A 21,662-nucleotide genomic window follows, 5' to 3' on the forward strand; every position below is an offset into this window, starting at 1 on the left:
ATCCCACCACAGGTCACGGCCCTCGGTCCATTCGGTCTCGATCCCCGTGCGCCGCACCACCAGCACGTGTTCGACGGTGGCGGCGGCGTCCGAATCGCTGTGCGCGGCAAGCGCTTCGTCCACCGCCGCCTTGAGCGGAGCCGCCGTGCCCCGCCGCCACTGGCCATCGGCGGTGATGACCAGCCGGGCTTGTGCGTCGTCCACCCGCTGCCGTAGTGCGCTCGCCGAGAATCCGGCGAACACCACCGAGTGCACCAGCCCGAGCCGCGCGCACGCCAGCATGGACACGATCGCCTCGGGAATCATCGGCAGATAGATGGCGACCCGATCCCCGGCGCGCAGGCCGAGATCGGTGAGAACATTCGCGGCCCTGGACACTTCGGCCAGCAGTTCGGCGTAGGTGAGGTCCCGGGTATCACCGGGCTCGCCTTCCCAGTGAATCGCGACCTGATCCCCGTGCCCCGCTTCGACATGCCGATCCACGCAGTTGTAGGCCACATTCAGCTGCCCGTCCGCGAACCATTTCGCGACCGGCGCGGCCGACCAGTCCAGCACCCGGGTGAACGGGCGATGCCAGTGCAGCCGCCCGGCCTGCTCCGCCCAGAACGCGTCCCGGTCGGTGACCGCCCGGTCGTACAGGGCGGCCCCGGTATTCGCCTGCGCCGCGAAGCCGGCACTCGGCGGGTAGGCGGCGAGACGATCGTTGACGATGCTGGTCACTGCGTAATCTCCTGTCGAAAAGTCATGCGGGGCACGGGGTCACCGATCAGTGCGCGATGGCCTGCTCGGCGCCCACGCCGGTGAGGGAACGGACCTCCATCTCGGAAGCCTTCGCCGGGTCTTCCTTGTCGCGCCCGGCGAAGGTGCCGGCGATGCCGAGCACGAAGGCCAGCGGGATCGAGACGATGCCCGGGTTGGAGAGCGGGAACCAGTCGAAGTCCATACTGGGCAGCATGGCCGTCTTGGATCCGGAGACGGCGGGGGAGAAGACGATCAGCACGATGGTGGAGATCAGGCCGCCGTACATGCTCCACAGCGCGCCGGTGGTGTTGAACCGCTTCCAGAACAGCGAGTAGATGATGGTCGGCAGGTTCGCCGAGGCCGCCACCGCGAAAGCGAGCGCCACCAGGAACGCGATGTTCTGGCCGTTGGCGAGAATGCCCAGCCCGATGGCCATCAGGCCCACCACCACGGCCGTGATCCGCGAAACCTTCACCTGCTCGGCGTCGGAAACCTTGCCGCGCTTGATGACTCCGGCGTAGATGTCGTGGGCGAAGGAGGCCGACGCGGTGATGGTCAGCCCCGCCACCACGGCCAGAATGGTCGCAAACGCCACCGCCGAGATGATGCCCAGCAGCACCACGCCGCCGAGTTCGAACGCCAGCAGCGGGGCCGCCGCATTCTGCCCGCCGGCCGCGGCCAGGATCTTGTCCGGACCCACGATCGCCGCCGCGCCGTACCCGAGCACCAGCGTGAACAGGTAGAAGGCGCCGATCAGCCCGATCGCCCACACCACCGAGCGCCGCGCTTCCTTGGCGGTCGGCACCGTGTAGAAGCGCATCAGCACATGCGGTAGCCCGGCGGTGCCCAGCACCAGCGCCAGGCCCAGCGACAGGAAGTTCAGCTTCGAGGTCCCGCTGCCGCCGTACTGCGCACCCGGCGCGAGCACGTCACGCTTGGCCACCGCCTTGTTCGCCGATTCCGCCACATGCTGCTGCGCGGAACCCAGGATCTCGGAGAAGTTGAACCCGAACTTGGCCAGCACCAGCACCGTCATGAACGCCGCGCCCGCGATGAGCAGCACGGCCTTGATGATCTGCACCCAGGTGGTGCCCTTCATGCCGCCGATCAGCACGTACGCGATCATGAGCACGCCGACCACCGCGATCACCACGGACTGCCCGGTGCGGGACTTGATATCCAGCAGCAGCGCCACCAGACCGCCCGCGCCCGCCATCTGCGCCAGCAGATAGAACAGCGACACCGCGAGGGTGGTGAGCGCGGCCGCGGTCCGCACCGGCCCCTGCTGCAACCGGAAGCTGAGCACGTCGGCCATGGTGAATTTGCCGGTGTTCCTGAGCATTTCGGCCACCAGCAGCAGCGCTACCAGCCACGCCACCAGGAACCCGATGGAGTACAGGAACCCGTCGTAGCCGTAGACGGCGATGGCGCCCGCGATACCGAGAAAGCTTGCGGCCGAAAGGTAATCGCCTGCGATGGCGATCCCGTTCTGCGGACCGGAGAAGCCGCGCCCGCCGGTGAAGAAGTCGGCGGCGGTGGCATTGTTGCGGCTGGCCTTGATCACCACCACCATGGTGACGGCGACGAACGCCGCGAAGATCAGAATATTGGCGACCGGGCTGCCCACGGTCGCGCCGGCGGCATAGGTGTTCACGCCCGCCCCTCCATCTCGTTGCGAATGGCCTCGGCGCGCGGATCCAGTTCCCGGTTGGCGAACCGCACATAGAGGCCGGTGATCAGGAACGTGGAGACGAACTGCCCGAGCCCGAGCAGCAGCCCGGCATTGATGTTCCCGAAGACCTTGGTGGCCATGAAGTCGTGCGCGTACGCGCCGAGCAGCACGTACACCAGGTACCAGGTCAGGAACAGGGCGGTCATGGGAAAGACGAACCGGCGCAGCCGATTACGCAATTCCTGGAATTGCGGGCTGGCCTGGACGGCGGCGAAATCCGCCGCCGTCGGCGTGTGCGGCGGGGTGGTGCCGCCGACCTCTGTCGTACTCATCGAACGTCCTAGCGTGTGACGTGGCTTACTTGCCGGGAACCGTAACCAGCCGACCGTGACCGCAACATGATGTGGCATGGGTCACTCGCCGAACGCCCCCGCTGTTGCGCCGAACGGTCGATCCGGCGCGACGAACGGTCAGCGCGCCCGCTGCCCCGGCTCGCGGTCGGCGCCCAGGCCGAGTCGTTCCGGGGCGTGCAGGCGCACGAAGATCCGCCCCACCTCGTGCGCTGTCTGTCCGCGCGTGAACCGGCTGCCCGCGATCATCACCGCGAACGCGAGCGGCACACTGACCGCCGCCGGATAACTCAGCACCGCGTCCAGCCAGCCACCGGCGAGCCGTTCGGACACTCCGCCGCTCACCGAGACGACCGTCGCCGCACCCGAAGTGAGTCCGCCCGCGACTAATCCGGCCGCGGCACCGGCGGCGGTCAGCCCCCGCCACCAGATCCCCAGCACCAGCAGCGGGCACAGGGTCGATGCCGCCACCGAGAACGCCAGCCCGACCGTGCGCGACAGGTCCAGGGAGGCGACGGTGAGCGAAAGTCCCAGCGGCACAGCGCCCGACACCAGCGCCGCCAGCCGGAAATCGCGAATCCGGCCCGGCAGCATATCGGTGCCGATCACGCCCGCCAGGCTGACCAGCAGGCCGGAGGAGGTGGACAGGAACGCCGCGATCGCCCCGGCCGCGACCAGCGCGCCCAGCAGTTCGCCCGGCAGCCCGTGCAGCACCGAACCCGGCAGCAGCAGCACGGCCGCATCCGAGGCGTCGCCGAGTTGTTCCGACGGCACATACAGTCGCGCGAAAACGCCCAGCAGCGTGGGGAACAGGTAGAACAGGCCGACGAGCCCGATCACCGTCGCCGCCGTCGTGCGCGCCGCCCGGCCATCGGGATTGGTGTAGAACCGCACCAGCACATGCGGCAGCCCCATGGTCCCCAGGAACGTCGCCACGATCAGCGAATACACCTGGAACAGCGGATGCGCGCCACCCAATCCGTTACCGGGAGAGAGCCATTCGGCGGGCAGCGGCTCCGGCGCGCGCTCCCCGCCGAGGAAGTGCGCCGCCAGCACCAGCGCCGGAATGGCGATGGCGGTCAGCTTCAACCAGTACTGGAACGCCTGCACGAATGTGATCGACCGCATGCCGCCACCCACCACGGTCCCGATCACGATGGCCCCCACCGCGAGCGCACCCACCCAATTCGGCACGCCCAGCAGGATTCTCAGCGTCAACCCCGCGCCTTGGAACTGCGGAATCAGATACACCCCGCACACCAGCACCACGACCAGCGCCGCCAGCCGCCGCAAACGCACCGAGCCGAGCCGGAATTCGGCGAAGTCCGGCACCGTGTACGCCCCCGACCGGCGCAGCGGCGCGGCCACGAACAACAGCAGCCCGAGATATCCGGCGGTGAACCCCACCGGATACCAGAGCGCATCCGCGCCGTACTTCGCGATCAGCCCGGCGACGCCGAGAAACGAAGCCGCGGAAAGATATTCACCCGAGATCGCGGCCGCGTTCCAGCGTGCGCCGACCGTGCGCGAAGCCACCAGGAAGTCGGAGGTGGTGCGCGCCAGCCGAACTCCGTACGCCCCGATCCCGACCGTCGCCACCGCGGCCAGCAGCAGCGCGGCGAGGGTGAATCCCGATGCCCCGGAATCCATCTCAGTCTCCGGTCAATTCACTGAAGTCCTGCTCGTTCCGCTCCGACCATCGCACATACACCCGGCCCACCCCGTACAGCAGCGGATAGGCGACCACACCCAGCAGCAGCCACGGCAGCCGGACGCCGATTACCTCCATCCGCCCCACCGGCCCGAGGAACAGCAACGGCAGCGCACCCAGCAGCACCACCGTCACCAGGCCCAGGCGGGCCGCCAACCCGAATTGCGCCCGAATCAGCCCGCCGATCAGCGCCGCCCCGACCTCGGTCTGCTCGGCCACCTCCACCCGGGTGCGCACCGGCCGCGCCCCACGACGCTCGGCCAGCACCACACGCTCCCGCACGGGTCGCCGCTGCTCGGCATTCACCGGCTCATACTAGGCATGTCACTGCGGGAAATAGCTGGAGTCCGGCGCGCAGGTCAGGTCGGTGTCGGGCAGTGCGCCGGTGGCGAGGTAGCCGTTGACGGCATCGGTGACGCACGGGCTGAGACCGACCCGGAAAGCGCCGTGAATGCGCGCGCCCGCCAGGGTGACCAGGCGCGACCCGGTCAGATCCGCGTGCAGCGCAAGCCCTTCCCGATAGGCGGTCCGGGTGTCGTGCTCGGACACCAGGATCAGCGCCGGTGCGTCATTGCGCACCCGGGTGGCCGGCTCGACCGGATCGGGCCAGTAGGCGCAGGCGGTGATGTTGTTGGCGAACGCCCCGAACACCGGCTGTTCGGCCCGCGTCCGCTCGATATTGGCCTGATACCAGGCGGGGTCGCGCGGAGCCCGGTTGTCGCCGCAGAGCACGGCGGCCAGGCTGGCGGCTTCCAGCGGAACCGCCGCGGTGACTTTGGCTTTCAGATCGTCGAGGTCGAGGGGGAGCCCGTCCACGCCGTCGGAGATCATCCGGACCACGGTGGCCAGGCGGGCGTTCCACTGCGGATTGGCCAGCAGCGCGAAGATCATCAACGGCACCGTGTGCTCGTCCACCAGATAGACCGAGCTGATGCTGGCCACGGGATGCGCGGCGGCCCGGCGGATCATGTCCGCGATGAAGGCCCGGACCGCGGGCGCGGTCGCGCCGAAGTGGTATTCGTCGTCGTGGCGTGCCGCCCACGCGGCCCAGTCGTCGAGCGCGTACTCGTTGATGGCGCCCATGTCCCGGTAGTGGTCCACCCACACCTTGTCCGGATCGACCGCGCTGTCGAGCACGAAGCGGTCGGTGCGGCCGGGGAACATCTGCATGTAGACCGAGCCCAGATAGGTGCCGTACGACGCGCCGAAGTAATTGACGGTCTGCTCACCGAAAGCGCTGCGCAGGACATCCATATCGCGAGCGGTATTGCGAGTGGTGATGTTCCGGATCTTCTCGGCGTCGGGCGTCGTGCACGCCGTGGCCAGCGCGGCCGCGAGTGTGGTGTCACGGGCATAGCCGAGGGCATCGAATCCGGCCGAGTAGAGAATGCTCGGCACCGGGAACGCACAACTCACCTTGTCCGAGCGCCCGATACCGCGCGGGTCCATGCCGATCAGATCGTATTGCGCCCGTACCGAATCGGAGAGATTCTTCTGCGTGGCGACCATGTACCGCAGTCCGCTGCCGCCGGGCCCGCCCGGGTTCGACAGCAGGACGCCGCGCCGCCGCGCCGGATCGGTGGCGGTGATCCGCGAGACCGCGATGCTCAGCGTGCGGCCGTCAGGTTTCGAGTAGTCCAGCGGCACAGTGATATTCGCGCATTGTGCGCCCGCCTCATCCAAGGTCTGGTCATTGCATGCTTGCCAATCCAGGTGCTGGCTGTAGTACCGCTCCAATCCCGCGGGAACGTCCTCGCCGGTCGCGCTCGCTACCGGTGCGGCTGCCGCCAGCAGCGTCACACTCAGTGCGATCCGTCGAATCCATCCGGCGGGCATCGAATCTCCTTGCGGGTCGGGGAGTGGTCGGCGTTCACCGTAGGCCCTTACCGCGCGGTGGTACGAGCTTTTGCTTGAGCTCGCGCACCTGGCGGCGGGCGACCGGCAATTCGACCTCGGGTGCGTCGCCCTCGGCCCGCAAGCGCACCACCGTGCTCGTGCCGGCGGTCCGCAGTCCGGTTACCTCCCGCAGCGCAACCAGATATGACCGGTGCACGCGCACGAATCCGGCTTCGCGCCAGCGGTTCTCCAGCTCGGACAAGGGGATTCGCACCAGATGGGAACCGGTGCGGGTGTGCAGGCGAGCGTAGTCGCCGTCCGCTTCGACCCAGTTCACGCTGGCTCGGTCGACCAGGGTGGTGAGGCCGCCGAGCTCCACCGGAATCACCTCGTGCGGGTCGGATTGGCCCGGGCCGGGCGTGGGGATCGTCCGCGCCGCCGTGATCCGGCGCACCGATTCCGCCAGCCGTGCTTCCCGCAGGGGTTTCAGCAGGTAGTCGGCGGCTCCGAGGTCGAAGGCGGCGATCGCTTTGTCGTCGTGTGCGGTCACGAACACGATTGCCGGTGGATGCGCGAACTCGCTCAGGACCCCGGCCAGCTCCAGACCGTCCAGCCCCGGCATATTGATGTCCAGGAAGACGGCATCAACTTGCTGTGCGCGCAACACCCGCAGCGCCGACGTCGCATCGGGCGCTTCGTGAATAGCCCCGATTTCCGGCTGTGCGCGCAACAAGAACACCAGCTCATCCAGAGCCGGCTTCTCGTCATCGACTGCCAGCACTCGCAGCGCGTCCGGCGTGTTCTCGGTGGTCGGAGTCACAGCCGGTCCATCGTAGGGGCAGAGATCAAGAGATAAAAGATGGAGGTGAGGTTGCGTCGCCTGCCCCGCCGGGCTCGGGCTGACGCCGGGTCGGGTGCCGTCGGCCCGCCGATTCTCGACGGCCGGACCGAACGCATCGCCTTTTACCGATTTTCGAGCAAACGCGCACTCCTCGGGGAGCAGGTTCGCTGTTGGCGGGCCCGGTTTCTCGCGCGTGCACGGGTTTCCCTGAGGAGGTCTTCGGGGCGGTGGATGTGGTTGACGCGTGGGGTTCCGGTGGGGTCGAGGTGTTCTGGGGCGATCCACGCGGTGCGGCCGGGAAATTCCGAATCCTTACCGAGTTTCACCGTTCTCCAGCCGCCGGGTCCGTCGTGGACGAGGGCGTGGCAGGCGTCGCAGGCCAAAGTCAGGTTGTTGATGGAGGTGTCGCCACCCTTGGCCCATTCGGTGACGTGATGCACGGCCGACAGGCTCGCGGGAGCGTCGCAGCCCGGGCGGGTGCAGCCGCGCTCGGACGCGATCAAGGCCAATCGTTGTGCCGGGGTGGCCAGGCGCTCGGAGCGGGCCAGGTGCAACGGCATTCCCGCCGCGTCGAAGACTGCCAGGTAGGGCTTGGAACGTTGGGCCAGGCGCAGGGCGTCCTCGATCGGGACCATGCCTCCGGTGGCTGTGGTCGCGACACCGCCTGCCGCCTTCTCCAATTGATCGATCGACATGGTGACGATGGTGGCGACGGGCAGACCGCGATGACGGCCGAGCCCGTCCGGAGTGACGCCGGGGCTCAACAACGCCACCAGCGCATCGTGATTGCGTTGCCCGACGGTGCGGGTGTCGCGGCGTGCGGCGGCGTCGAGCACCGCGCGCCCGGCCTCGCCCGAAGCTTCCAGTGCGGACAGCGCTGTGGGCGTGGGGCTTTGGGGGTCGTCGGGATTGCACACGCCCGGGCGCGCGAATTTGGCCAGCACGGGATCCAGCAGCGCACGCAGTTCCGGAGTGATTTCTCCAGCGATCGGGGTCATTCCGTCAGCACATTGCCCGCCCACCACGAACTCCCGCCGCCGCGCACGGTCGATGTCGTCGGTCAGCTGCCCGTCGGGGTCCAAGTGCCCGAGGATGCGCGCGCCGAGCACCGACACCCCTTCGGGAAAGCCTTGCCGGGCATAGTCGGCCAGCTGCCATTCGGCCTCGTCTCGCTGCACCGCATCGACGTGATCGGGGATTCGCTTCATGACCGCCGCGATCCGCCGCACGTGATCAGATGAAATCTCACCCGCTTCTTGAGCTTCGGCCGTACACGGCAAAACCGGTGCCGCAATCTCCCCGGTCGGCCCGCACAGCTGCCCGACCTGCGTGGCCGCTCGGACTCGCGCATACGCCTCGGCCCGCGACAAATGCAGAGTCTGCTCGAGAAACTGCCCCACCGTCCGCAGCCCGGCCTTCTCACACAAGGACCGTTCCCCGGCCTGAACGATCAATTTATGCCCCACGAAAGCCAGCTTCCGCGTTACGGTTTCCAGCCCCCGCAACAATTCCACAACCTGCTCATCGGTACACGGCACGAAATCCGCCCCCACCAAACTTTCCACCGCCACGGTCAACAGGGCGACCGTCTCGTTGATGTTCTCCCCCCGCGATTCCATACATCAATTCTACCGCTCAACCAAGCACAAAAGAACGCGAATTGTCCTGGTGCGCAACAATTCCCACCGGTCTCGTCGATAGTGAATCTCGAAAACGCACTGCGTGCAGTCCGCCCGTCGAAAACCGCAGGCCAACGGCTCCCAGCCCGGCGTCAGCCCAGGCCCGGCAGGGCAGGCGACGCAACCACACCTCCATCTTTTATCTTTCCCGCAACACCGGATCAAACCTGAATTCCCGCCCGGAACTTGGGAACCCGCATACTCACTTTGGTTCCGGCCCCGGGCGCGGTCTCCACCACAAGTCCGTAATCATCACCGAAAGCGGCACGCAACCGATCATCGACATTGCCGAGCCCGACATGCGCCCCCTCTGCCGCATCGAGTCCGCCTGAACGTAACAACTCCGGATTCATACCTACCCCGTCATCCTCGACGCTGATTACACAATCGGTACCTTCGTCGACAGCGGTTATGACGATGGTCCCGCCCCCCGCTTTACCCGCAAGCCCGTGCCGCACAGCGTTTTCGACCAACGGCTGCAACGCCAGAAATGGAAGCACGACATTCAGAACCTCGGGCGCGACTTGAAGCCGGACCTGAAGCGCATCACCGAACCGGGCCCGCTCCAGAATCAAATAGCGATCGATGTTCTTCAGCTCGTCGGCCAGCACCGTGAATTCACCCGCCGACCGAAACGAATACCGCGTGAAATCAGCGAAATCCAGAATCAACTCACGTGCCCGCACCGGATCCGTACGCACGAACGAGGCGATCGTATTGAGCGCGTTGTAGATGAAGTGCGGCGAGATCTGCGCCCGCAACGCCCGGACCTCCGCCCGATCCAAACGAGCTCGCGACGCATCCAGCTCCGCGAGTTCGATTTGCCCGCAGGCGTATCGAGCCACCTCGGCCACCGCCCCCACCATTCCCGGATCCGGCTGATCGGAGGTGACCGCACCCAGCGCACCGACCATCCCGTTGTATTCGGTGACCAGCGGCTGAGCCAGCACGCTGCGCCCACCGGTCCCCGCCCCCGAGACCAGCACCGGCCGCCCGGTCTCGACCGCCCGCCGCGCCGCATCGGCGAAGACCGGTTCGAGCTCGGTGTGCGGACCGTCCCACGCCAGCAACGTTCCGGATGAATCGGACACGCCCAGGGCCTCGGCTCCCGTCAATGCCCGCAGTGACGGCGCGGCCTCCCGCGCGGAGTCCGCGTCCAGCCCCCGCCGCAATGGCTTGGCCGCCAGCGACGCGGTGTGCAGCGCCATGTGCACCGCCCGCTCGGCCGGAGTAGTTACCGTCCGGCGCCACCGCAACCACTTCATCGCCCGATTATCACTGTGCCGTTCCCGCAGTGACATTCGCCACGACCCAACTGGACGTCCGAGGCGACACGCGAGGACGCCACGCCGAACTTGCCGGTCGCCTCAGCGTGCCTTCGGAACCCGTCGGTGGGGACGCTTAGTATGTCTGCGTGTCAGCCTCGTCGGGATCATTCGTTCATCTCCATAACCACACCGAGTACTCGATGCTCGACGGCGCGGCGAAGATCACGCCTCTGTTCAAAGAGGCGAACCGGCTGGGTATGACCGCCGTCGGCATGTCCGACCACGGCAATATGTACGGTGCCTCCGAGTTCTACAACTCGGCCAAGAAGATGGACATCAAGCCCATCATCGGCATCGAGGCGTACATCGCCCCCGAGTCCCGGTTCAACACCAAGCGCGTGCTGTGGGGCGACCCGTCGCAGAAGAGCGACGACGTGTCCGGTTCGGGTTCCTACACCCACATGACCATGGTCGCCGAGAACGCGCAGGGCCTGCGCAACCTGTTCAAGCTCTCCAGCCTCGCCTCCATCGAAGGCCAGCTGGGCAAGTGGGCGCGCATGGACGCCGAGATCATCGCCGAGCACGCCGCGGGCATCATCGCCACCACCGGTTGCCCCTCGGGTGAGGTCCAGACCCGCCTGCGCCTGGGCCATGAGCGCGAGGCGCTCGAAGCCGCCGCCAAGTGGCAGGAAATCTTCGGCAAAGACAATTTCTTCCTCGAGATCATGGACCACGGCCTGTCCATCGAGCGCCGGGTGCGCGAGGGCCTGCTCGAGGTCGGCAAGAAGCTCGGCATCCCGCCGCTGGCCACCAACGACTGCCACTACGTGCACGAGAGCGACTCGGCCAACCACGAGGCGCTGCTCTGCATCCAGACCGGCAAGACGCTCTCCGACCCGACCCGCTTCAAGTTCGACGGCTCCGGCTACTACCTGAAGTCGGCCGAGGAGATGCGCGCCATCTGGGACGCGGAAGTGCCTGGGGCCTGCGACAATACGGTGCTCATCGGTGAACGCGTGCAGTCCTACGACGATGTCTGGGCGCACCGCGACCGCATGCCGATCTTCCCCGTGCCCGAGGGCTACACCCAGGCCACCTGGCTCGAGCACGAGGTCATGGTCGGCCTGGACCGCCGCTTCGCGGGCAAGGAAGTGCCGCACGAGTACGTCTCGCGCGCCAAGTACGAACTCGGCGTCATCAACGAGATGGGTTTCCCGGCCTACTTCCTCGTCGTCGGTGACCTCATCACCTATGCGCGTTCGGTCGGCATCAATGTCGGTCCGGGCCGTGGTTCGGCCGCCGGTTCGCTGGTCGCCTACGCCATGGGCATCACCAATATCGACCCGATTCCGCACGGCCTGCTGTTCGAGCGATTCCTGAATCCCGAGCGCGTGTCCATGCCCGATATCGATATCGACTTCGACGATCGCCGCCGCGGTGAAATGGTCCGCTACGCCACCGATAAATGGGGCAGCGACCGCGTCGCCCAGGTGATCACCTTCGGTACGATTAAAACCAAAGCGGCGCTGAAGGATTCGGCCCGCGTCCAATTCGGCCAGCCCGGTTTCGCCATCGCCGACCAGATTTCGAAGGCGCTGCCGCCGCCGATCATGGCGAAGGACATTCCGCTGTCGGGCATCATGGATCCCGAGCACGAGCGGTACAAGGAAGCCGCGGAAGTCCGCGAGCTCATCAATACCAATCCGGATGTCAACAAGATCTACGAGACCGCGCGCGGTCTCGAGGGCCTGATCCGTAATGCCGGCGTGCACGCCTGCGCGGTCATCATGTCGAGCGAGCCGCTCACCGACGCGATCCCGGTGTGGAAGCGCGCCCAGGACGGCGCCATCATCACCGGCTGGGACTATCCGTCGTGTGAGGCCATCGGCCTGCTGAAGATGGACTTCCTGGGTCTGCGCAACCTGACCGTCATCGGCGACGCGCTGGTGAACATCAAGAACAACCGCGGTATCGACCTCGACCTCGACACGCTGCCGCTGGAAGATCCCGCCACCTACGAATTGCTCGCCCGCGGTGACACTCTCGGCGTCTTCCAGCTCGATGGTGGCGCCATGCGCGACCTGCTGCGCCGTATGCAGCCCACCGGCTTCGAGGACATCGTGGCCGTGCTCGCGCTGTACCGCCCCGGCCCCATGGGCATGAACGCCCACAACGACTACGCCGACCGCAAGAACAACCGGCAAGAGGTCAAACCCATCCATCCGGAGCTCGAAGAGCCCCTGAAGGACATCCTGCGCGACACCTTCGGCCTGATCGTGTACCAGGAACAGATCATGCAGATCGCGCAGAAGGTCGCCGGGTATTCGCTCGGCCGAGCAGACATTCTGCGCCGCGCCATGGGTAAGAAGAAAGCCTCCGTGCTGGAAGCCGAATTCGAGGGCTTCGAGGCGGGCATGATCAGCAACGGCTTCACCAAGCCGGCGATCAAGGCGCTGTGGGACACCATTCTCCCGTTCGCCGGTTACGCGTTCAACAAATCGCATGCCGCCGGCTACGGCCTGGTGTCCTTCTGGACCGCCTACCTCAAGGCCAATTACCCCGCCGAATACATGGCCGGTCTGCTCACCTCCGTCGGTGACGACAAGGACAAGGCCGCCGTCTATCTCGCCGACTGCCGCCGTCTGGGCATCCAGGTGCTGCCGCCGGATGTGAACGAGTCCGAACTCGAATTCGCCTCCGTCGGCCACGACATCCGCTTCGGCATGGGCGCGGTGCGCAACGTGGGCGCGAACGTGGTCGCCTCGATCATCCAGGCGCGCAAGGAGAAGTCGAAGTTCACCGACTTCTCCGACTACCTGAACAAGATCGATGCCGTGGCCTGCACCAAGAAGGTCACCGAATCCCTCATCAAGGCAGGCGCTTTCGACTCGCTCGGGCATCCGCGCAAGGGCCTGCTGCTGGTGCATTCCGATGCCATCGACGCGGTCATGTCCACCAAGAAGGCCGAGGCCATCGGCCAGTTCGACCTCTTCGGCGGCCTGGACGACGGTGACGATTCGGTGGCCAGCGTCTTCAATGTGAAGGTCCCCGACGAGGAGTGGGAGACCAAGCACAAGCTCGCCCTGGAGCGGGAAATGCTGGGCCTCTACGTCTCCGGCCACCCGCTCAACGGTGTCGAGCACGTTCTCGCCGCGCAATCCGACACCCAGATCCCCACCATTCTCGAGGGCGATATCAAGGACGGCTCCCAGGTCACCGTCGGCGGCATCTTCGCCAATGTCACCCGCCGCGTCAACAAGAACGGCCTGCCCTGGGCCTCGGCGCAATTGGAAGACCTCACCGGTGGCATCGAGGTGCTGTTCTTCCCGCAGTCCTACTCGGTGTACGGCATGGACGTCACCGAGGACGCCATCGTCCTGGTCAAGGCGCGCGTCAACGCCCGGGACGACCGCATCTCGCTGATCGCCAACGACCTGGTGGTGCCGGACCTTTCGCACATCGGCGTCGAGAAGCCGCTGTCGGTCATCATCCCGACCCGCCTGTGCACCCCCGACAAGATCGACGCCCTCAAGCGGGTCCTCACCAGTCATCCCGGCACCGCCGACGTCCACATCCGCCACGTCGGCTCCCGCGACCGCACCACGGTCCTGAAGGTCGCCGACAACCTGCGGGTGTCGCCCTCCTCGGCGCTGATGGGCGATCTGAAGGCGTTGCTCGGCCCGGGGTGCCTCGCCAGCTGATCCCGGCCTCCACGGAATCCGCTGGTCACGGCGGTAGGGTGCTGATCATGGCGGCCCTACCGCGTGTACGCAGTCTCGCCGTGCTGATGACCGCCGGGCTGCTCGGCGTGACGACGGCCTGCGCCGACGGCCCGCATTCGGTGGTCACCAACTCCGTGCCGCAGGCCGCTCCGGCGAGTGGCCCGCCGTCGGCCGCCGCGGCGGTCACCGCCTCCCCGGCGGGTCTGCGATTGCGCGGGCAGCCGTGGTGGCCTTCGGGATTCAACGCCCCACAGCTGGCCACCGACTACACCGTCAATTTCGGCTGCGGCGCGGAAGTCGACCTGGACTGGTTCTTCCGAACCGTGCCCGAGCAGTCCCTCACCCGGGTCCCCATGTTCCAGGCGCTGGCGGTGAACAAGAACACCGGTGCCCTGGACTTCACGGCGGTGGACGAGGTGATCACGGTCGCCGAGAAGTACGGCCGGCTCGTCCTGCCGGTGCTCGGCGCGCAGACCGGCGACTGCGGTGACGAGATCTTCAAGCAACGGGACTGGTACGTGGACGGCTGGAAGAAGCTCATCCCCGTTCCCGGCCGGTCGGTGCTGAGCTATCGGGACTGGTTGCGGACGGCGGTATCCCGCTGGCGCGGCTCGCCGGTGCTGGCCGGCTGGGAGCTGGTCGGCGAACCGGAGCCCAGCAATTGCTCGGGCACGCAATGCGATCTGCGACTGCGCGAATGCCCCTCCGATGCCGCGCAGGTGCTGCGCGCGTTCATGGACGAAGCCGGGCAGACGGTGCGCGAACTGGACCCGCAGCGGCTGATCTTCGCCGGTTATGTCGGCGGCAGCCAATGCGGTATCGCCGGAAACGATTTCGGCTATGTGAGCGCCTCCGCGAATGTGGATGTCGTCGAATACCACGACTACAGCGACGCCGACACCCCACTGCCGGGCGGCCCGAACAACGGCTTGGCCCGGCGGCTGGAACAGGCGCGGCAGCTCGGTAAACCGTTGCTGGTGGCCGAGATCGGCGAGTTCGCCGGTTCCTGCCAGCCCCTACCGGACCGGCGGGAACGCCTGGGCCGTCGTATCGCCGGCCAACGCGCGGCCGGGTCGGCGGGCGCGCTCATCTGGGCGTTCGTCCCGGACCCGCGCCAGGACCGATGCACCTACGATGTCGGCCCGGACGATCCGCTCTGGGCCTTGGTCGCCGAGCAGACCACCGTCGGCTGACCTATCAGCTGCCGATGACCCGGTAGAGCCGCCAATTGGGCTGTCCCGCCCCGTCATTGGGGATCTCCAGCTCCAAAGTGGCGATCTGCGCCCCGTTCTCGTACATGGTCGGATACCGCCGGTTGACCGCATCGGAGGTGCCGCGGCCGGTGTTCGGCACCGCCAGAATGTATTTCGCCCCGCGCTCGGCGGGCCGGTTGAGAATGCGCACGAAGTCGCGATCCGACGGAATGACGAAGCGTTCGGGCCGCTCGGAGGCGGCCAGCACCGCGAAGCCGTACACCGTGTCCAGCACAATGGAACCGGGCGGCAACTCCAGCGCGTCGAGATAGTCGGCCAGCCGCCGCTCGGTGGAGAAGGTCGCGGCGATCCGTACCTGATCGGCATACTTGTCGGAGACATTGTCCGGATCCGGGAACAGCACCGCACCCAGCGGATACTCCTGCACCGCCATGATCTGACTGTTCATTCCCAACGCCGTGACGGGCAGCGAAACGAGCAACAGCACCGCCGCCGCCCCCGCACCGACCACCGGCCGGCCTCGCCGCGCGGTCGCTGAAACTGCTTCCACCGCCACATGTTCCGTCGCGTTCCGGTCCACCTCTGCGTATCGGCCCAGGCGGCGGCTCGGCGGGCACCCGCGCGCGGGTGCGATGAGCAGGGCCAGGATCGCCGTCAGCGGGATGGCCGCGATATAGAACCGCAGGAACGCGAAGGTGGAGCCGGTGACATAGGTGAGAGTCTGGAACCCCAGCACCGCGCCGAAGAGCAGGATCGGCACCGCCGGTTGCCAATCCCGCCGCCGCACCCCGAGCGCCGCCGCCAGCGGCAGCAGCAGGGGCAGCGTGGGCGCGAGGATCAGCATGGCCGCGAACGAGTACTGCGCGGCGGCAATGGGATGATCCGGCCGTACCGCCCCCGACTGCTCCAGGATCGCGGAATTGCCGTACTGCGAGGTGAACTGCTGGAACGCCTGCCCGGTGATCAGCCAGCTGGTGGCCGCCCACACCAGGAACGCCAACGCCACCGGCGCGACCAGCAGCACCAGATCCATTGCCGCCCCGGCGAATCGCTGCTCGGTACGCCGGCGATAGCTGAAGCCGTACACCGCGAGCCCCGCGACGGCGGCCGGAGCCAGCGCGTCGTACCGGGTCAGATAGGCCAGGCCGAGCGCGATGCCGGCGGCGGCCAGGTCGTGGACGCCGTCGGTGCGCACCCAGCGCATGAGCCGCCGCACCGCCCAGCACAGGCAGCACCCGAACAGCGCCTCGCTCATACCGTTGCCGCCGTAGAACACGATCATCGGATTGAGTGCGAAAGCGGCGGTGATCAGTACGCACAACCATTGCGGCGCACCGCGATCCACGCCGATGCCCCAGATCATGGTGACCGCACCCGCCATGAACAGCGCCGTCATCAGCACCCCGGACAAACCCCATCGGGTGATCGCCGGGAACCACTGCGAGAGCGCCACGAACGGCAATTGCGCCAGCGAGGTCAGCGGCGTGAACACGAAACCGATGGCCGACAGGTGCGGGTCGCGGCTGAACAGCGCGGACTCGGTGGCCGAGACCCGGCTCAGCGCATCGCCCATGAGATCCCCGCGCCCGGCGGTGAGGAAGGTCCCGGTCACCAGGTACAGCAGCGTGGACGCGGCGAACACGATCCGCGGCGCGCGCCTCACGACTTGTCCTGTGCCGCGTTGCCCAGACCGTGAAAAGTCTTCTCCCAGTAGGACGGATTGCGCACCAGCTGCCAGCAACCCTTGGCCGCCGCGACCGCCATCAGCAGCCAGTACAGCGGCGAGAGCAGGCAGGCGAGCAGCAGATCGGGCCGGTCGTTCTCCCGGCAGGCGATCAAGTTCATGTACACCGTGGCGGCATTGCCGAGCACCAGCGCGAGGAGCGCGGGGAAGTAGACGGCAGCGGGGAACATCTTCTCGATCAGCTCGGGCTGGCCGAAGATCCAGGCCATCGAGATGAACCAGAACACCAGATTCAGGCAGGCGATGATCGGGGTCCCCGCCAGGATCAGCGTGAACCGCAGAAAGCTCACCGCGCCGATCTCGCGCCACAGGCGGACCGGCCGCCGCGCATGCACCAGCCAGCTTTGCAGATAGCCCTTGTACCAGCGCGAGCGCTGCCGAATCCAGTTGATGGCGTCCGGATTCGCCTCCTCCAGGGTGACCGAATCGATGACCGCCGTGGAGTAGCCGCGCGCCGCGATCCGCACCCCCAGATCCGCGTCCTCGGTGACGTTGTACGGATCCCAGGCCCCGATATCCACCAGTACGCCGCGGCGGAAGTGATTCGAGGTGCCGCCCAGCGGAATCGGCGCGCTGCTGCGCATCAGCCCCGGCAGCAGGAAGCTGAACCACAGGCCGTAATCCATGGTGAACCAGGCGGTCAGCAGATTCTGCCGGGCATTGTGGAACGCCAGCTTGGCCTGGACGCACACCACCGAACGCGGCAGCGTCTCGAAAGCCGCCACCACCCGCCGCAATTGCAGCGGATCGGGAATGTCCTCGGCGTCGTAGATGGTGACGATATCGCCGGTCGCGGCATGCAATCCGTAATTGCACGCCTTGGGTTTGGTGCGCGGATCGGCGGCCGGCACCAGCACGATGGTGATGTGTTCGCTGCCCGCGCTGCCGATTCCGGCCCGCCGCGCCGCCTCGATGGTGGGCGAGTCGTCCTCCTCCAGCAGCAACAGCGCCTGCATCCGGTCGCGGGGATAGTCCAGGCCGTTGAGCGCCGCGATCAGATCGCCGACCACCTCGGGCTCCCCGTAGGCCGGAACCAGGATGGTGTACGACGGCAGCCGCTCGTCCGGCAGAGCGCGCGCGGTGTCGTCGTCGATGGTCAGGATGGCGTCGCGGGACATGCCGCGGGTGAACACCAGCACTCGGTCCACCATGACGGCGATATATCCGAGGGTGGCCACCGCGATCATCGTGGTGAGCGTCGGCATGGGGGCGAGCACCGCGCACGCCAGCAGCACCGCGCACCCAGCCAGCACCGTATTGCGTTGCCAGGGCAGGAAAGCCACCGACGCCGAGGCCATCGGATCGGTTTCGCGCAGTCCGTGCACCGCCGCGTGCAGCGCCCGCGCGCGCTCCTCGGGGGTGGCCAAGCCGGGTAGTTCGCTCATCCGCCCGACCCGATCCGGACCACCTCGCGGGCCACCGCGGTGAGCATGGCCTCGTCCTTGTACTCCGAATCCGGTTCGCCGAAGTCCGATTCCGGATCGATCACCACGGCATTGCCGCGCAGCACCTGATGCAACTGGTTCTCGAAGAGCACCCGCACCGAGGCGTTCGGCTGCGGGAACACCGCATCCGGCAGATGATTGTCGGCCGCGATCAAGCTGACCCGTTCGGCGCCGTCCCGGCCGACCCAGTTCCAGCTCAGCCACGTCCAGCTGAGCAGCTGCCGGTCGTCGACGACGGTATTGAGCCGCGCGGTCACCCCGTGCCCGAGGTCGATGCGCCGCGGCGGGCTCACCCGGGGCTGAGCGAGGGTGTACACCGTGAGTTCGGGGAAGTACTCGAGGCCCCGGGTCTGCTGCGTGCGGATGACATCGACCATGATCCGGCGGCGCCGGGATTCCTTGTCCCACTCCGGATTACCGCGCACCGCCTGCCACTGCTCCCGGTGCCAGCTGGTGGAGGGACCGAAGAACCGTGAGGCCCAAGGATATTCGCGTTCGTTGAGCAGCTGCCAGCCCGGCGGTGTGGCGGGACTGGCGGCGATCGACATGTCCGGGGTATGGGCGATCTGCACCAGGTACTGGGTGGGGAAGGGAATTAGCGCGGTCAATGCGGTGGCCACGAGTACCGTCAGCAGCGCGCTCGGCGAACGAGAAGCGGTGTACGGCAACAGCGGTCGATCGAACGGCCGCACGTGCGCCCAGCCCCGGTAGGCGAGGTACATGACGGTGGTGGCCGTGTACACCGCGACGATCGGCGGAACCAGCTGGTAGTACAGCGCCGACACGTCCGGGAACCAGGCCCACAGCACGAACAGGGCGAGCGCTCCGGCCGCCAGCGCGATCGCCCCGCCCGCGCACGCTCGGCCCCGGGTGCGTCCCGACCCGATGGCCGCCGCGGCCGCCGCCGGAATCAGCAGCACCGCGCCCTTGGCCACATACGATCCGCCCAGCAACGCCACCGCCAGCCGGTACTGCGCCGGGGTCGCGCAGAGCAGCACCAGCAGCCACACCGGCCAGAACCGGAACACCGGGCGCAATCCGAACAGCAGGATGGACGCGCTCATCAGGAACAGCGGCGCGGACAGCAGATCCAGATGCCAGATCTCGTATTCGTAGGGGTAGCGCAGCACCAGCAGCCCCTCCAGCGCGGCGGTGCCGGCCAACCCGAGCAGGCCCACGATGATGTCGGTCTGCCGGTCGTAGATCGGCAGTTCGGGTCCGCGCCGCAGCGCCATCCCGGTGGCCGCGAACGCCGCCAGCACCGGCAGCGCGAACACGTAGCCGATATCGGAACCCTGCCCGATGTCCTCGATCAGTTCGGCCCACAGCCCCCAGAACGCCAGCCCGGTGCAGGCGACCACCAGCACCAGCCGCAGCGCACTCAGCCACGGGAAATGGCGTTCCGGTGCGGAGGTCTCCGCCGCGGTGACGGTCATGGCCGGGTCAGCGGGAACGCCGTCGCTGCAACAGGATCGCGAGCCCGCCGATCAACCCGGCCAGCAGTACGGCACTGCCCACCAGGGTCAGTTTGCGGGCCAGCGGGATATCGGTGTCGGGGGCGCTGCTCACCGCCGCGAGCTCACTGTCGGGGGAGGCCGCGGGATCGAAGAATTCCGGTTCGCGCTCCCCGGCCTGCACCAGCACCGGACCGCTGAGCCGGAAGGAGCGATCCGGGTCGGCGGTCAGCCAGTTCAGCAACCGGTCGAGGTTTGCGGGGGCCTGCGTCGAGGTGGCGATCACCACGGTGCGCTTGCCGCTCCAGGTCGCCTGCAACGAACCGAACGAAAGCGGCGGGGCGAGATCGATTTTCGTCTCCAGTTCGGCATCGTCGCCGTACACGGTGAGGGTGTCGCCGCTACGGTCCAGCGGCAGCGTGATCGCGGACGGCACCCCGCCGTCCGGCGCGATCAGCACCGCGGGCAGCGTGCCCCGCACCGCCTCGTCGAAGGAGACCAGCTCGGGCCGCAGCGGCACCGAGGTCAATCTCTGGATGGCGACGAGAACCTGTGCGGCGCGGACGGTATCGGCGTAGCCCGGCGTCTGCAATCCCACCCGCACCCGCGGCAGTAGCGCCTGCGCGATCGCGCCCAGCCCGCCCGGCGCCGGCGGGGCCGCGAGCTTGCTCTGCACCGCGCCTTCGGGATCGATGGTCAGGGTGATCGGCTGCTCCAGCCCGCAGCCGTGCGTCAATCCGGCCTGCTGCAAGGTGACCGACACATTGGTGATCCGGCCCAGCAGCTCGTCGGGGATGGTGACCCATTGGTCGAACCGTCCCGAAGGCTCCACCGGCCAGGCCGCGATCTGGCGTTCGCCCACCGCCACGCTCAGCTGTCCGTTCAGCGTGTCCGGCAGCGGAGTGTGGTTGCCGTGCAGGTTGATTCGCACCTGCCGCGACGGCCGGCCGAGCCGGGTCTGATCGATGGCGAAGTTCACGCGCACGTAGCCGATGGCGGTGGCGCTGAGCCGGCTCTGGCCGAGCTCCTGCAAGGTGGTCGATTCCGGGGCCAGCCGCGGCACCGCGGGCATTCCGGCCGCCGAGGCCGCCGAACCGAGCGCCGCACGCGCGAGATCGCTGGTCAGCAAACGCATTTGGACCGGCATCGACTTGTCGTCGCCGGAGACCGTGAGCACGGGGGTGGGGCCGCCGCTCACCCGCAACCCGGCATCGCCCGATTCCCGGATCACGATCTGCCGTTCCAGGAAGGCCGGCGGATGATCGGGAACCGCGGTGCCGGAATCGCTTCGGCGCACCTCGACCGCGACCGGCCGGCTGTAGTAGCGCGCGGTCACCGCCGTCACCAATTGCAGCGCCGCCGCCGATTCGGTCTGCGAGGGACCGCCGGGCAGGTACACGGTGAGCCGATCCAGCACCGGCGGCAGGAAGTCCGCCACCAGCGTCGGCTGCGTCTCCTCGCCGAAGTAGGTGACCGCGCCGTCGGTGAGCGTCAGCGGCTGCCCGGTCCAGTCGTCCGGGCAGATCCCGGGCTCGGGCATCAGCGCCGATGCCAGCGTCACCGTGACCGCACCGCCTTCGGCCTCCGCCCCGGCGAGCGAAATGCGAATGGGCGCACGGGGTTCCAGCGGCAGGTTCACCCGATCCAGCAGCCGCGTCCCCGACCGGGCTTCGAGGGTGCCGCGCGACAGTGTCGGTGGCAGCTGCACGGTGCCGGTCAAGGCGGTCGGCGCGAGCCCCGGCAACAGCGGCAGGGTGAGCGTGACCTCGTGCACCCGGCCCGGGAATTGCAGCGATTCGCCCAGGCCCAGGCCGGCCAGCGGCACCGGGTGATCGCCCGGCTCGGCCGCCGCGGGTCCCGCCACGATCATGGGGGCCACCGCGGTGAGCGTGACCGTCGCCAGGGTGAGCAGCGCGAGCGCCGGGCGGCGCAGGACACCGGGGGAGCGGACACACAGGGTCATGGCAGGACTCCTGAGCTATGTC

The 21,662-nt window shown here is 67.7% G+C and carries 15 protein-coding genes; 2 read left to right on the forward strand and 13 right to left on the reverse strand.

Translation table 11 applies throughout. The features are described 5' to 3' along the window. The 9 genes from NI1_RS33215 to NI1_RS33255 form a co-directional block, all read right to left on the reverse strand. The coding region (locus tag NI1_RS33215; protein WP_157535473.1) for an AMP-binding protein at positions 1-720 on the reverse strand (720 nt) is incomplete at its 3' end. A gap of 46 nt (positions 721-766) precedes the next feature. Then, positions 767-2,395 carry a monocarboxylic acid transporter gene (locus tag NI1_RS33220; protein ID WP_067829330.1) on the reverse strand — a complete coding sequence of 543 codons (1,629 nt, stop codon included), beginning with the start codon at positions 2,393-2,395 and terminating at the stop codon, positions 767-769. Continuing rightward, positions 2,392-2,745, reverse strand: a complete 354-nt coding sequence (locus NI1_RS33225) for a DUF485 domain-containing protein (RefSeq protein ID WP_067829332.1) — start codon at positions 2,743-2,745, stop codon at positions 2,392-2,394. The genes NI1_RS33220 and NI1_RS33225 overlap by 4 nt, the downstream gene beginning before the upstream one ends. A 138-nt stretch (positions 2,746-2,883) precedes the next feature. Further along, positions 2,884-4,413 carry a sodium/solute symporter gene (locus NI1_RS33230; RefSeq protein WP_067829335.1) on the reverse strand — a complete coding sequence of 510 codons (1,530 nt, stop codon included), beginning with the start codon at positions 4,411-4,413 and terminating at the stop codon, positions 2,884-2,886. A gap of 1 nt (position 4,414) precedes the next feature. Then, positions 4,415-4,744, reverse strand: a complete 330-nt coding sequence (locus tag NI1_RS33235) for a hypothetical protein (RefSeq protein ID WP_067829793.1) — start codon at positions 4,742-4,744, stop codon at positions 4,415-4,417. A 54-nt stretch (positions 4,745-4,798) separates the two neighbouring features. Beyond that, entirely contained in the window at positions 4,799-6,310 is a 1,512-nt protein-coding gene (locus tag NI1_RS33240; protein ID WP_067829337.1) for an alpha/beta fold hydrolase, read from the reverse strand. A 34-nt stretch (positions 6,311-6,344) separates the two neighbouring features. Further along, positions 6,345-7,130: a LytR/AlgR family response regulator transcription factor gene (locus tag NI1_RS33245; protein ID WP_067829340.1), complete on the reverse strand. Its 786-nt coding sequence runs from the start codon at positions 7,128-7,130 to the stop codon at positions 6,345-6,347. A gap of 143 nt (positions 7,131-7,273) precedes the next feature. Continuing rightward, positions 7,274-8,770 (reverse strand): HNH endonuclease signature motif containing protein, encoded by a 1,497-nt coding sequence (locus tag NI1_RS33250; RefSeq protein ID WP_067829342.1) that lies wholly within the window; start codon positions 8,768-8,770, stop codon positions 7,274-7,276. A 221-nt stretch (positions 8,771-8,991) separates the two neighbouring features. Then, on the reverse strand, positions 8,992-10,095 hold the full coding sequence (locus tag NI1_RS33255; protein WP_369690159.1) for a sensor histidine kinase: 1,104 nt from the start codon (positions 10,093-10,095) through the stop codon (positions 8,992-8,994). Positions 10,096-10,244: 149 nt separating this feature from the next. Here NI1_RS33255 and dnaE point away from each other — a divergent pair, with 149 nt between their 5' ends. After that, the gene (gene dnaE, locus NI1_RS33260; protein ID WP_084524145.1) at positions 10,245-13,799 is read left to right on the forward strand and encodes a DNA polymerase III subunit alpha; all 3,555 of its coding nucleotides are present in this window, start codon (positions 10,245-10,247) and stop codon (positions 13,797-13,799) included. 47 nt (positions 13,800-13,846) lie between these two features. Continuing rightward, entirely contained in the window at positions 13,847-15,013 is a 1,167-nt protein-coding gene (locus NI1_RS33265; protein ID WP_084524176.1) for a glycoside hydrolase family protein, read from the forward strand. Positions 15,014-15,017: 4 nt separating this feature from the next. Here the strand turns inward: NI1_RS33265 and NI1_RS33270 are convergent, their stop codons facing one another. From NI1_RS33270 to NI1_RS33285, 4 genes are read right to left on the reverse strand one after another with little or no spacing between them, the layout of a single operon-like run. Continuing rightward, a complete protein-coding gene (locus tag NI1_RS33270) occupies positions 15,018-16,697 on the reverse strand; it encodes an ABC transporter (RefSeq protein WP_067829348.1) in 1,680 nt (559 codons plus the stop codon). Continuing rightward, positions 16,694-18,163: a glycosyltransferase gene (locus NI1_RS33275; protein ID WP_067829349.1), complete on the reverse strand. Its 1,470-nt coding sequence runs from the start codon at positions 18,161-18,163 to the stop codon at positions 16,694-16,696. The genes NI1_RS33270 and NI1_RS33275 overlap by 4 nt, the downstream gene beginning before the upstream one ends. Beyond that, positions 18,160-19,659: a hypothetical protein gene (locus NI1_RS33280; protein ID WP_067829351.1), complete on the reverse strand. Its 1,500-nt coding sequence runs from the start codon at positions 19,657-19,659 to the stop codon at positions 18,160-18,162. The genes NI1_RS33275 and NI1_RS33280 overlap by 4 nt, the downstream gene beginning before the upstream one ends. 7 nt (positions 19,660-19,666) lie before the next feature. After that, positions 19,667-21,640, reverse strand: coding sequence for a hypothetical protein (locus NI1_RS33285; protein ID WP_067829354.1), 1,974 nt, complete (start codon positions 21,638-21,640; stop codon positions 19,667-19,669). Positions 21,641-21,662: the final 22 nt, after the last annotated feature.

Source organism: Nocardia inohanensis NBRC 100128 (genome assembly GCF_001612945.1).
GTDB classification, from domain to species: domain Bacteria; phylum Actinomycetota; class Actinomycetes; order Mycobacteriales; family Mycobacteriaceae; genus Nocardia; species Nocardia inohanensis.

What these genes read in the sequence shown, in the direction of transcription:
- NI1_RS33250 (WP_067829342.1), bottom strand. Translation starts at nt 8,770, where the DNA reads ATGGAATCGCGGGGGGAGAACATCAACGAGACGGTCGCCCTGTTGACC.
- NI1_RS33225 (WP_067829332.1), bottom strand. Translation starts at nt 2,745, where the DNA reads ATGAGTACGACAGAGGTCGGCGGCACCACCCCGCCGCACACGCCGACG.
- NI1_RS33265 (WP_084524176.1), top strand. Translation starts at nt 13,847, where the DNA reads ATGGCGGCCCTACCGCGTGTACGCAGTCTCGCCGTGCTGATGACCGCC.
- NI1_RS33255 (WP_369690159.1), bottom strand. Translation starts at nt 10,095, where the DNA reads ATGAAGTGGTTGCGGTGGCGCCGGACGGTAACTACTCCGGCCGAGCGG.
- NI1_RS33275 (WP_067829349.1), bottom strand. Translation starts at nt 18,163, where the DNA reads ATGAGCGAACTACCCGGCTTGGCCACCCCCGAGGAGCGCGCGCGGGCG.
- NI1_RS33240 (WP_067829337.1), bottom strand. Translation starts at nt 6,310, where the DNA reads ATGCCCGCCGGATGGATTCGACGGATCGCACTGAGTGTGACGCTGCTG.
- NI1_RS33285 (WP_067829354.1), bottom strand. Translation starts at nt 21,640, where the DNA reads ATGACCCTGTGTGTCCGCTCCCCCGGTGTCCTGCGCCGCCCGGCGCTC.
- NI1_RS33280 (WP_067829351.1), bottom strand. Translation starts at nt 19,659, where the DNA reads ATGACCGTCACCGCGGCGGAGACCTCCGCACCGGAACGCCATTTCCCG.
- NI1_RS33230 (WP_067829335.1), bottom strand. Translation starts at nt 4,413, where the DNA reads ATGGATTCCGGGGCATCGGGATTCACCCTCGCCGCGCTGCTGCTGGCC.